This is a genomic window from Chryseobacterium sp. (genome assembly GCF_045629545.1).
In the GTDB taxonomy this organism is placed as follows: domain Bacteria; phylum Bacteroidota; class Bacteroidia; order Flavobacteriales; family Weeksellaceae; genus Chryseobacterium.
On sequence record NZ_JAZQRK010000033.1, the window covers coordinates 95,434 to 106,639 of the forward strand.

Sequence of the window (11,206 nt, forward strand, 5' to 3'; positions counted from 1 at the left end):
CAAAAAATCAATCTTTTTTAGCAATTTTGCATTCTTAAAATATTTACAGAAAATGAAAATAAAATATTCTGAACTTATTGATCAAACATTATATTTTCCTACAGAAGAATTTAATGTTTCTGAAAATAATTTGCTTTTTCATGACATTCCATTAATGGAGGTGATTGAAAAGTTTGGAACACCCTTAAAGTTTAATTATTTACCAAAAATATCAACCAATATTCAGCGTGCAAAAGCGTGGTTTAAGGAAGCGATAGAACTTCACGATTATAAAAAAGGATACAAATACTGCTATTGCACCAAATCTAGCCATTTTGCTTTCGTTTTGGAAGAAGCTCTAAAGAACGATATTTCACTAGAAACATCTTCTGCTTACGATATGGATATTGTTAAATCTTTATACGATAAAGGTAAAGTAGACAAAAGTATTGAAGTTATTTGTAATGGTTTCAAGACTGATGATTATCTAATGAAAATATCAGACCTTATCAATAGTGGATTCGATAATATCACACCGATATTAGATAACTATCGCGAGCTAGATAAGCTTACAGAAAGTATAGATACTACTTTTAATATTGGGATAAGAATTGCTTCAGAAGAGGAACCAAAATTCGAATTTTATACATCTAGGTTGGGTATAGGATACAAAGATATTATCCCTTACTACAGCCAGAAAATTGCAGAGCATCCCAATGCTAGATTGAAGATGCTTCACTTCTTCATCAACACTGGAATTAAGGATACAGCTTACTACTGGAATGAATTGTACAAATGTCTTCGTGTGTATGCAAGATTGAAAAAAATTGCCCCAGAGGTAGATTCTCTTAACATTGGTGGTGGTTTCCCCATCAAAACTTCTCTAAACTTCGATTACGATTATCAATATATGGTGAACGAAATTGTTTCGCAAATAAAAAAATTCTGTGAGGAAGAAGGAGTAGATGAACCGAACATTTATACAGAATTTGGTAGTTTTACTGTAGGTGAAAGCGGTGGACATCTCTATAAGATCATTTCTCAAAAACGCCAGAACGATAGAGAAAGATGGAATATGATAGATTCTTCATTCATGACTACTTTGCCAGATACTTGGGCAATTTCTCGTCACTTTATTATGCTTCCGCTGAACCGTTGGGATGATACGTATGAGAGAGTGTTCTTGGGTGGACTGACGTGTGATTCGGATGATTATTATAATTCTGAGCAACATACCAACGCCATCTATCTTCCAGTATTTACGGATACAAAACCTTTGTATATTGGTTTCTTCAATACAGGTGCTTACCAAGAAACCATCAGTGGATATGGCGGAGTACATCACTGTTTGATGCCGCAGCCAAAACATATTCTAATTGATAAAGATGATGAAGGGAATTTTGTGTATACTTTATTCAAAGAAGAACAAAGACCAGAAGATGTTCTAAAATTATTAGGATATTAATTCTTCTCCAAAAATATAACAAATTAGCTCTCAATTTTGGGAGCTATTTTTTTGTTAAATATAAATGGCACAAATAGAAAAACCTTCCGAGTAGAAAGGCTTTGTTTGCTATTTTATTTAAAATGATTTTTAATTTCATCTAAATACAATTCAGAATAATCTGAAACAATGATATTTGCCAAAGAATAATCTTGGTTGTGCGTATGTTCGCTTTTGTATGCCGCACAGAAGATGTTTGCACTGTGAGCCGCAACAATACCATTGGTAGAATCTTCTATCACCATACAGTTTTCTATAGATTCGTTTGCCATTTTCGCAGCCAATTGGAAGATTTCTGGATGAGGTTTAGATTCTTGAAGATCGGCGCCGCTTATTTTACCTTTAAAATAATTTCCAATCCCGAATTTTTCAAAAACCATATCAATGGTTTTCATACTTGCAGAAGAAGCCAAAATAAGCGTAATATTATTTTCATGATAATGCTCAATCAATTTTCTTACACCTGGTATTAGATCAAACTCTGTATCATTATCAAAATAATCTTTAAAATAATCTCTCTTAATATCCGTAAGTTCTTGGTGATTACTTTCTAAAGAATACTTTTCTATCAATGTATTGCATGTTTTTTTTGTAGAATATCCTGTAAAAGAGCTATATAATTCTTCTGAAACAGGGATGTTTAGATCATTAAACATAGAGAAATAGGCTTTTCTGTGGAGAGGCTCTGTATCTACTATTACACCATCCATATCAAAAAGAACTGCTTTTAAAGACATATTTATATTTTTTGCAAAGGTAAGAAAACTAAAAATTGGGTAGCGTATAGATTTACATTTGGCTGATAAAGATTTTAGAAACTACTTCTGCAACTACTATCGCAACACCAAGACTCAAAAAATGTTGCCATTTTTTTGGATGAGCAGCTTGTTTGAAACCGCTTACGATAATTACAATGCTGTATGCTAATAACAGTAAAGAAATCAAATTAAAAAGTATTGTAGTTACCATCTCGGTGGTTGAAAGTTGTAGATTGGGTAGTGAAGAGAGATTTTCTGTCACTTTATCTTGAACTTCTTTTAGTATGGGTACGTTACTTAGAGCCGCAATGAAGTAGATGGGTAATCTGTACAAAAATGAAGTGTTCAATATGTCAATCATTTTAGCACTTGGATTGATGATTTTAGCTAGTATAAATAGTGATGTACATAATACAATAACATTCATAGCATTGGATGCAAAAGCCCTTAGATACGTAATTTTTGGGTAAGTATGTACATCTAAAATACCATCATAAATCATTTTGAAATGCCAAGAAACAAAACAACCCAGTAAGAACGTTACAACTCCTACCAGCATTAATGTTTTTGACGAAATTTTTGAGAAAGGATTGAAAATTAAAGTCCAATTCATATTTTTATTCTTTAAATGAAATTGTTGGGTTTATGGTAAGCAATTCGGTCTTTAGCTCATTGAAATCTTTGGGTGTAATAATTAACGTATTATTAATTTCTGTAATTTTTATGCGTCCAAATATCGTAGGAGCAGCAGAGGCACTAGGATCGTTCGTCTTTTTTACGGTTGTAATATTATTAATATTTATTTTTACCGTAGGTGCAATACCCGATTTTATAACAAGAAAATGAGATTCTATATAATATCGAATACTGAATAAAATATAATTAAAAAATAAAGTAAAAGGAATTATAATGAGTGCTAACATGAGAAACTCATCTCCAATAGATAGAAAAATAGTAACTAACATAATGATGTTAAAAGGCAAAATGATTTCCCATCCTGTTTTTACAGCAATTTTTTTCATTAATACTGATTTTTTTTGTGTTGATCTTTTTCTATCTGCAAGATAAGAAAATTAAGATAGCTCCACGATTATTAAGGCTTTTGAATGAAAACTAAATCTTTGTTTTTGTTAAATAATACGAAATTTAACACGATTCAGATTTTTTCACTACCTATTTTTTCAGAAATTTGAAGAATAAATACATTGCTATGTCTACTCAAAATCAGATAGATTATTATCGCATTGCCAAAGCAATAGCCTACCTTCAGGACAACTTTATGCATCAGCCAAATTTGGAAGATATTGCTCAGGAAGTAGGCATGAGTAAAGCTCATTTTCAAAAATTATTTTCAGAATGGGCAGGTACAAGTCCTAAGAAATTTCTGCAATTTTTAAGTTTAAAACACGCAAAAAAGATTCTGAATCAGAAAAATTCAACAATATTAGACGCAACTTTAGAAACTGGATTATCGAGTACAAGTAGATTGCATGATTTGTTTGTTTCTATAGAAGGAATGTCACCTGCTGAGTATAAAAATGGAGGGAAAAACCTAACAATAAATTATCAATTTGCTGAAACAATTTTCGGAAATGTGATGATAGCATCTACAGAAAAAGGAATTTGTTATTTAGCTTTTGAAGATTTTAAAGAAAAAACATTATTAGAACTTAAAAATAAATTTCCAAATGCGATTTTTTTTGAAAAAATTGTGGAGATGCAAAACGATGCTTTATCCATTTTTAATAAAGAAAAAAATACCATTCCGAATATTAAACTTCATCTTAAAGGAACCAATTTTCAATTAAAAGTTTGGGAAAGTTTACTGAAAATCCCGATGGGAAATCTTTCTACTTACGGAATTTTGGCAGAAAATATAGGAAATCCGAGAGCATCAAGAGCAGTAGGCACGGCAATTGGAGGTAATCCTGTAGCGTTTCTTATTCCATGTCATCGTGTAATACAATCTAACGGAATGATTGGTGGATATAGATGGGGAAGCGATAGAAAACAAATCATGATTAGTTGGGAAAGTGCTCAACTTGGGGTATAAATATTTTACTTAAAACTAAATAGATGAGTTTATTTGATGAGAATTTAGAATTCCCAATACAAATTTTGCCAAAAGATGGTGAGGTGAATTATTATGGGAAAATTTTTTCCTTGAAGGAATCTACAAGCTTTTATCAGTATCTGTTGAATCAAATTCCTTGGGAAAATGATGAATCGATGATTTTTGGGAAGTTAATTATTACAAAAAGAAAAGTAGCTTGGTTTGGGGACGAAAATTTTGAATATACCTACTCAAAAAGGTCAAAATATGCACTATCTTGGACACAAGGATTATTAGAATTGAAAAATAGATGCGAAGAGAAAATAGGCGAAACCTTCAATTCTTGCTTACTCAATCTTTATCATGATGGGAGCGAGGGAATGGCGTACCACAGCGACGACGAAAAGGATTTAAAAAAATATGGGGCTATTGCATCATTAACGTTTGGTGCCGAGAGGAAGTTTTTATTTAAACATAAATCAACGAAAGAAAAAGTAGAAATACTCTTGGAAAACGGAAGTTTACTCGTAATGAAAGGAGCAACACAAGAAAATTGGGTTCATCGGCTGCCTCCCACAACAAAAAGTAAAGCTCCAAGAATTAATTTAACGTTTAGAACAATTGTAGGAAAACAGGTAGGAGTTATATAAAATAAAAATTTAAACCTAGTATTTAAATACAAAACAAAGGACATTCAAAAAAGAATGTCCTTTGTTTTAACACATTTTTTATCTGAAGAAGATTACGCTTTCAAATATCTTGCATAAGCATAGCCTTCTTGTCCGTCAGCAGTTTTTATTTTCCACCAATCATCAGAGGTTTGCTCTACCAAGGTTACAGAAGAACCTTTAGCTGCTTTTCCTACGATAGCAGCATCTGTAGAAGGCTCTTGTCTGATATTTAGGTTAGAATCTTCTGTTGCTACAGATAAGTTAGCACCAGCAGCAAGGCCAGAAACTTGTACATCGATATTGATGTCTGTAGCAGAATACGTAGAATCTATTGCACCTAGAGCATTCCAAACAGCATCTTTAGTTGCTGTAGAAGCGGCATTACCTTTTACATATAAAATTCCATCTTGCTCTTGAACTTGAAGATTAGAAACACCTGCAGATTGAGCTGCAGAAACTACGCTTGCGTATTTATCTTGTAATGTACTCATTGTATTCTAAATTATTTTACAGCGATATTATTAGTATATTTTCCTACTTTTAATGCATCCACAGATTCCTTAATTTTTCTAGCTTGTGTAGAAGAAGCAGTACCTGTAAGCGTCAATTCATTGTTAATTACTTCTACATTTACTGTAGGGAAATCCTTCAATGCATCTTTCACTTTTTGCTGAACAGCTGGATCTACAGCTGAATTTGTAGTTACTGCTGGTGCAGTTTCTATTGGAGCAGCAATAGTTGCCATATCATGTACTTCTTTCACTCCCGTGATCGCTTTTAGTTGGGCTACCATTGCATCTTTTTCTTGCTGTGTTGCAAAAGTACCACTAAGATGGGCTACACCTTCTTTTACTTCTACAGAAGCACTTGGGTTTGCAGTAACAATAGTAGTAGCAGATTTTTGCAGATCCGCGTCAGATATTTTCTTTTTACACGAAATAGCTCCGAATGATACTGCTAATGCTAAAGCAGACATTGCAATTGTTTTTTTCATAGTCAATTTAATTTAATGTTTTAATTATACTCAAATGTAATAATAAAATCTATACCAATTATCTAAATAATAAATAAAAATAATTGATTTATTATTCAAAGCTTTAAAAGTGTGTAAGTTATTTTTTTATTTAATTAAATTTTAAGAGAATTAACAAAATTTTTAACCTCAATTGAAAAACCGTTATATTTGCGAATATTCAACTTAAGATATGAAAGGACAAAACAAACTATTTTTAGCCATCATTATCGCGCTTATTATTGGTGTAGGTATTGGCGGCATCGTTCATTTGCGATACCCAGAAAGCGCTGAACCTTTTTCTAAAAATATAAAACTTCTAGGGACGATTTTTATAAGATTGGTACAGATGATTATTGCGCCATTGGTGTTTACCACATTGGTGGTAGGTATTGCCAAGATGAGTGATATGAAAATGATCGGTAGAGTAGGTTCTAAAGCCATGCTTTGGTTTATCTCTGCATCCTTGGTTTCTCTTTGCATAGGGCTTATCTTAGTCAATTGGTTAGAGCCTGGTCATGTTACCAAACTTCCTATTCAAGATTTGTCTTCTGCTGAAGATTTGGTGAAATCTAGCAAAGGTTTTTCTATGGAGGATTTTGTAAAACATATTATTCCTAAAAGTATTTTTGAGGCATTTGCTACCAATGAAGTACTTCAAATAGTAGTTTTTTCCATTATGTTTGGGATAGCTTTAGCCAATATGGGAGAGCAATATACGCAACCAGTTATCAAATTTTTTGATGTTATAGCGCACGCCATCCTAAAAATGGTAGGATACATTATGTGGTTTGCCCCTCTTGGAGTTTTGGGATCTATTGCAGCGGTAGTAGCAACCAATGGTTTTCAAATATTCTTAGTGTATGCGGTTTATCTAAGAGATTTTTTCTTTGCACTCGCTGTCTTATGGTTGGTATTACTATTGGTAGGTTACTTTATCTTAGGGAATCGTTTATTCGAGTTATTAAGAAGAATAAAAGCACCATTACTAATTGCATTCTCTACAACAAGCTCAGAAGCGGTTTTCCCAAAATTGGTAGAAGAGTTGGAAAGATTCGGATGTAATAGCAGAGTGGTTTCATTTATTTTGCCATTAGGATATTCTTTCAACCTTGATGGAAGTATGATGTATATGACATTTGCTGCCGTATTTATTGCTCAAATCTACGGAATAGAGATGAGTGTCGGACAGCAGATTACCATGTTGTTGGTACTTATGCTTACCTCCAAAGGGATTGCAGGTGTGCCAAGAGCTTCCTTGGTAATTATAGTTGCTACCTGCTCTATGTTTGGGATTCCGCCAGAAGGGATTGCTCTTATTTTGCCGATAGACCATTTCTGCGATATGGGAAGAAGTATGACCAATGTATTGGGTAACGCTCTTGCTACCTCAGCAGTTTCCAAATGGGAAGGCGATCTAGGCGATGGAACTGAAGAAATGAAAAATATAATTGAATAAAAGTGAACTATCACAAACATCATAAGACTATTGCTGATAAAGGTTATACCATTATCAGCAATGTTTTTTCTAAGGAAGAAGTAGATCATCTAATTGCTATTATTTCTTCTATAGATACGTCCAAAGAAACGTTTAGAAAGTCGAAAGATCTATTTGCCATTAGACAGTTTTTAAAAGAAATTCCAGAGGTTAATTCTTTTATTTTTAATGAAAATTTAAAATCTATTATTAAAAACCTCTTTGGATCTGATTATTTTGTGGTGAAAAGCATTTATTTTGATAAGCCTGAAACTTCAAATTGGTATGTTTCTTATCATCAAGATTTAACGATTTCTGTCAACGAAAAGAAAGAAATTCCGAATTTTGGACCTTGGACTAACAAGCAAAACCAGTTTGCTGTACAACCACCAACGGACGTTTTGGAAAATATTTTTACCATTAGAATTCATTTGGATGATACTGATGAGCAAAATGGCGCGTTAAAAGTGGTTCCTCAATCTCATGCTAAAGGAATTTATAGACCAGAAAATATAGATTGGAGGATAGAAACTGAAGATTTTTGTAAGGTAGAAAAAGGCGGAATAATGATTATGAAACCTCTTTTGCTTCATGGCTCTAATAGATCTGTGAGTGGGAAAAGGAGAAGAGTAATCCATATAGAATTTTCGGATAAAGAATTACCCGAAGATTTGAAATGGTCTGAACAGTTATTAATTTAATAAAAAAAAGAAAACCTCTCTTTTCATCAAGGGGAGGTTTTCTCATGGCTAAATTATTAACTTAAAATCTTCAACTATTGAATGTGTATTTCGTCAATAAAAATAAACGAATCTCCGCCTGCGCCTTGATGCCACGGTGGTAATTTGCCATAAGGATAAGCAATTACTTTTACGAATCTAGCCTCTGTGGGAAGCAGATCTGCCGCGAATTTTATAGTTTGTACTGTTTCGTTTTTTGCATCTAATGTATTGGTAATGGTTTTTAATAAAATATAATTTTTCCCATCAATTGAGGCAAAATATTCTACTTTTTGGGGCATTAAAATCCAAGATCTAGAATCTTGAAGAAAGGAAGAAGATATCTGGTTGATGCTTTGAGGTGATTTCATATCTACAATGGCCTCGAAAATTTGTCCCTGATAACCTTGCCAGTCTCCTTTTCTCCAATTTTCTGTACCATACAAGCCATCAATGAGGGCAAGGTTTCCTCCAGCCGTATATTGTGCATTCGCATCTGCTTTCACTGTGATTTCCCAATGATTGGGCCTTCTATGGAAGTCTGCTGTGTTGATTGAGCTTTTTTTTCCTTTACGCGTGGCGTATGCAGAAACGTGAGTTGTCTTGCTGATGGTAAAAGGTTTTTTGTACTTCTTGAAGATTTTGGGCTTATTATCAATCTCTTCATCAGTGGAGTAGAATATTTTATCTCCATTGTTAAGCGGTGTGATGGTTACTTCAGATTTAAACTCAAATAATCGGTCTGCTTCAATTATAGGTGCGGCTATTTGCTCTGCATATTTTATATCTTTAAAAATAGGGGCATCTTCGAATCCTAAATTTTTCAGCTCATAAGCTGGAGTGTTTTTAGTAATAGTTTTTTTTGAACCATCTTCAAAATTAATTTTAATCTCATCAAAATACGGGGTTACAGTTTCCCATTCAGTTTTTCCTGGAGTTACGGCATACAATCCCATAGAACTCAGTACATACCACGCACTCATTTGTCCACAATCTTCATTACCAATCAGTCCATCGGGTGTATTTTTGTAGAAATTATCTAGAATATAAGTTATTTTTTCTTCTGCTTTTTGAGGTTTTCCAACGGTATTGTATAAATACGCGATATGGTGACTTGGTTCGTTTCCATGCGCATATTGGCCAATAAGTCCTGTGATGTCTACTTGTTCTCTGCCCGTTGTTTTATCTGAAGCTAAGAATATATCATCCAAAAATTGTTCGAAATTTTCCTTTCCTCCATGCGCAGAAATTAATCCTGGAATATCCTGAGGTACGAAATAAGAATAGTGCCAAGAATTGCCTTCTGTGTAATGGTTGTTCACTTCACTTGGATCGAAAGGGTGGTACCAACTTCCATTTTTTCTGGCTTGCATAAAACCATTTTTAGGGTTGTAAAGGTTTTTCCAGTTCTGAGAACGATTCATAAAGTAAGCGTAATCCTCCTTTTTATTAAGCATTTTCGCCATTTGGGCAATACACCAATCGTCGTAGGCGTATTCTAATGTTTTAGAAACACTTTCATGCTCATCATCTATGCTTATATAATTTTTCTTTTTGTACGCATCTAGCCCGAAAATATCTAGAATTGCCGAATTTTTAGAAGCCAGATATGCTATTTCGTAATCAAAACCATTGATACCCTTTGCCATGGCATCTGCAATTACGGAGACTGCATGATATCCAATCATACACTCAGTTTCGTTAGAAGCCAATTCCCAGACAGGTAATTTTCCACCTTGTTCGTATTGTGCAATGAAGGTATTGATAAAATCTGAAGTTCTTTTTTTATCCAAAAGTGTCATCAATGGATGTGCGGCTCGGAAGGTATCCCAAAGCGAGAATACAGAATAGTAATCATAGCCTCTTGCCATATGAAGTTGATTGTCTCTGCCTCTATAAGTTCCGTCAACATCCAAATTGATATTGGGTTGCGTCATTACATGATATAAAGCCGTATAGAAAATAGCTAATTTATCGTTGTTATTTGGTTTTATTTCAATTTTAGAAAGTTCATTATTCCAATAATTGGCAGCTTGTTTTCTTACGGTTTCAAAATCTTTAGAACTCCCTTCCGCAATCATGTTTTTTTGCGCTCCAGAGAACCCTGTTGGCGACAGTGCTACTTTTATGGATATCGTTTCACCTTTTTTTACATTTGAACTGAATGCAACCGCCAATTGGGTTCCGGAAAGATGAGTTGCAAGTGTGTTTCCATTAGCCTCTTTTTTTGATAATTTCATTGGCTTAGAAAACTCAATTCTAGCGTACACATATTGGTTTTTTGCCCATGCTTCACTTCTTCTTAAGACTTCTATTGTTTTAGAATCGATAATTTTTACTTCTCCTTCTAGTAATTTGTCACGATGGTTTAGATCTAAAATTATATTGGCATTCCCAGCTTTATTGAAGGTATATTCATGAAATCCCACTCTTTTTGTAGCAGTAAGTTTTACATCTATATTGTATTTATCTAGTTTTACAGAATAAAATCCAGCAGTTGCTTTTTCGTTTTTATGAGAAAATTGAGAAGAATAATCTTTATTATTAAAGCTTACATTTCCCATTGTAGGCATCAGCATAATATCTCCATAGTCTGAAACTCCTGTTCCTTTTAGATGAGTATGAGAAAATCCGTAGATGATAGAATCTGAATAATGATAGCCACTGCATCCGTCCCAACTTCCGTCTATGCGTGTGTCTGGAGAAAGCTGTACCATCCCAAAAGGCACAGTGGCACCTGGGAACGTATGTCCGTGTCCACCTGTCCCTATAAAAGGGTTGACGTATTGCACATAATTTTGCGCACAAAGGGGATAGGTCGCTAAGTTTATTAAGATGAATAGTAATTTTTTCATGTGTTTGGTCGAAATAAAAGAATGCCTAAAATACTACAAACCTGAGTTCGATTGTAAATTTAGAATAAATAGCTTGTGATAAAAGGCAAAAATTAGTATCTTTAAGTTTCTGACATTTAATGATTTAACTAAGATTTGCCTTATGATTTGTTTTGATAAAATTACGGATATTTATTCA

11 protein-coding genes are annotated in these 11,206 nt (G+C 33.6%); 5 read left to right on the forward strand and 6 right to left on the reverse strand.

What is annotated here, in order from left to right:
- Positions 1-52: 52 nt before the first annotated feature.
- A complete protein-coding gene (locus tag ACKI42_RS08185; RefSeq protein WP_407404294.1) occupies positions 53-1,444 on the forward strand; it encodes an arginine decarboxylase in 1,392 nt (463 codons plus the stop codon).
- Between the two features lie 113 nt (positions 1,445-1,557).
- On the opposite strand, the gene ACKI42_RS08190 is transcribed toward ACKI42_RS08185, so the two are convergent.
- From ACKI42_RS08190 to ACKI42_RS08200, 3 genes are read right to left on the reverse strand one after another with little or no spacing between them, the layout of a single operon-like run.
- Positions 1,558-2,220: an HAD family hydrolase gene (locus ACKI42_RS08190; protein WP_407404296.1), complete on the reverse strand. Its 663-nt coding sequence runs from the start codon at positions 2,218-2,220 to the stop codon at positions 1,558-1,560.
- Between the two features lie 52 nt (positions 2,221-2,272).
- Positions 2,273-2,854, reverse strand: a complete 582-nt coding sequence (locus ACKI42_RS08195) for a hypothetical protein (RefSeq protein ID WP_407404298.1) — start codon at positions 2,852-2,854, stop codon at positions 2,273-2,275.
- Between the two features lie 4 nt (positions 2,855-2,858).
- Positions 2,859-3,263 carry a PH domain-containing protein gene (locus tag ACKI42_RS08200; protein ID WP_407404300.1) on the reverse strand — a complete coding sequence of 135 codons (405 nt, stop codon included), beginning with the start codon at positions 3,261-3,263 and terminating at the stop codon, positions 2,859-2,861.
- 188 nt (positions 3,264-3,451) lie between these two features.
- On the opposite strand from ACKI42_RS08200, the gene ACKI42_RS08205 reads away from it, so the two are divergent.
- Positions 3,452-4,294 (forward strand): bifunctional helix-turn-helix domain-containing protein/methylated-DNA--[protein]-cysteine S-methyltransferase, encoded by an 843-nt coding sequence (locus ACKI42_RS08205; RefSeq protein ID WP_407404302.1) that lies wholly within the window; start codon positions 3,452-3,454, stop codon positions 4,292-4,294.
- Between the two features lie 23 nt (positions 4,295-4,317).
- Positions 4,318-4,944: an alpha-ketoglutarate-dependent dioxygenase AlkB family protein gene (locus ACKI42_RS08210; protein ID WP_407404304.1), complete on the forward strand. Its 627-nt coding sequence runs from the start codon at positions 4,318-4,320 to the stop codon at positions 4,942-4,944.
- 92 nt (positions 4,945-5,036) lie between these two features.
- On the opposite strand, the gene ACKI42_RS08215 is transcribed toward ACKI42_RS08210, so the two are convergent.
- Together ACKI42_RS08215 and ACKI42_RS08220 are read right to left on the reverse strand one after the other, a co-directional pair.
- On the reverse strand, positions 5,037-5,456 hold the full coding sequence (locus tag ACKI42_RS08215; RefSeq protein ID WP_407404306.1) for an SH3 domain-containing protein: 420 nt from the start codon (positions 5,454-5,456) through the stop codon (positions 5,037-5,039).
- Positions 5,457-5,467: 11 nt separating this feature from the next.
- Complete coding sequence (locus tag ACKI42_RS08220) at positions 5,468-5,959, reverse strand: BON domain-containing protein (protein ID WP_407404308.1); 492 nt, start codon at positions 5,957-5,959, stop codon at positions 5,468-5,470.
- 211 nt (positions 5,960-6,170) lie between these two features.
- Here ACKI42_RS08220 and ACKI42_RS08225 point away from each other — a divergent pair, with 211 nt between their 5' ends.
- Together ACKI42_RS08225 and ACKI42_RS08230 are read left to right on the forward strand one after the other, a co-directional pair.
- Positions 6,171-7,436, forward strand: a complete 1,266-nt coding sequence (locus ACKI42_RS08225; protein ID WP_407404310.1) for a dicarboxylate/amino acid:cation symporter — start codon at positions 6,171-6,173, stop codon at positions 7,434-7,436.
- A gap of 2 nt (positions 7,437-7,438) precedes the next feature.
- Positions 7,439-8,155 carry a phytanoyl-CoA dioxygenase family protein gene (locus ACKI42_RS08230; protein WP_407404312.1) on the forward strand — a complete coding sequence of 239 codons (717 nt, stop codon included), beginning with the start codon at positions 7,439-7,441 and terminating at the stop codon, positions 8,153-8,155.
- A gap of 74 nt (positions 8,156-8,229) precedes the next feature.
- Here the strand turns inward: ACKI42_RS08230 and ACKI42_RS08235 are convergent, their stop codons facing one another.
- Positions 8,230-11,028, reverse strand: coding sequence for a GH92 family glycosyl hydrolase (locus ACKI42_RS08235; RefSeq protein ID WP_407404314.1), 2,799 nt, complete (start codon positions 11,026-11,028; stop codon positions 8,230-8,232).
- Between the last annotated feature and the right edge of the window lie 178 nt (positions 11,029-11,206).

Bases quoted from the DNA above. Each gene is read 5' to 3' on its own strand.
- ACKI42_RS08190 (WP_407404296.1), bottom strand. From the start codon at position 2,220: ATGTCTTTAAAAGCAGTTCTTTTTGATATGGATGGTGTAATAGTAGAT.
- ACKI42_RS08235 (WP_407404314.1), bottom strand. From the start codon at position 11,028: ATGAAAAAATTACTATTCATCTTAATAAACTTAGCGACCTATCCCCTT.
- ACKI42_RS08225 (WP_407404310.1), top strand. From the start codon at position 6,171: ATGAAAGGACAAAACAAACTATTTTTAGCCATCATTATCGCGCTTATT.
- ACKI42_RS08195 (WP_407404298.1), bottom strand. From the start codon at position 2,854: ATGAATTGGACTTTAATTTTCAATCCTTTCTCAAAAATTTCGTCAAAA.
- ACKI42_RS08185 (WP_407404294.1), top strand. From the start codon at position 53: ATGAAAATAAAATATTCTGAACTTATTGATCAAACATTATATTTTCCT.
- ACKI42_RS08200 (WP_407404300.1), bottom strand. From the start codon at position 3,263: ATGAAAAAAATTGCTGTAAAAACAGGATGGGAAATCATTTTGCCTTTT.
- ACKI42_RS08215 (WP_407404306.1), bottom strand. From the start codon at position 5,456: ATGAGTACATTACAAGATAAATACGCAAGCGTAGTTTCTGCAGCTCAA.
- ACKI42_RS08205 (WP_407404302.1), top strand. From the start codon at position 3,452: ATGTCTACTCAAAATCAGATAGATTATTATCGCATTGCCAAAGCAATA.
- ACKI42_RS08220 (WP_407404308.1), bottom strand. From the start codon at position 5,959: ATGAAAAAAACAATTGCAATGTCTGCTTTAGCATTAGCAGTATCATTC.
- ACKI42_RS08210 (WP_407404304.1), top strand. From the start codon at position 4,318: ATGAGTTTATTTGATGAGAATTTAGAATTCCCAATACAAATTTTGCCA.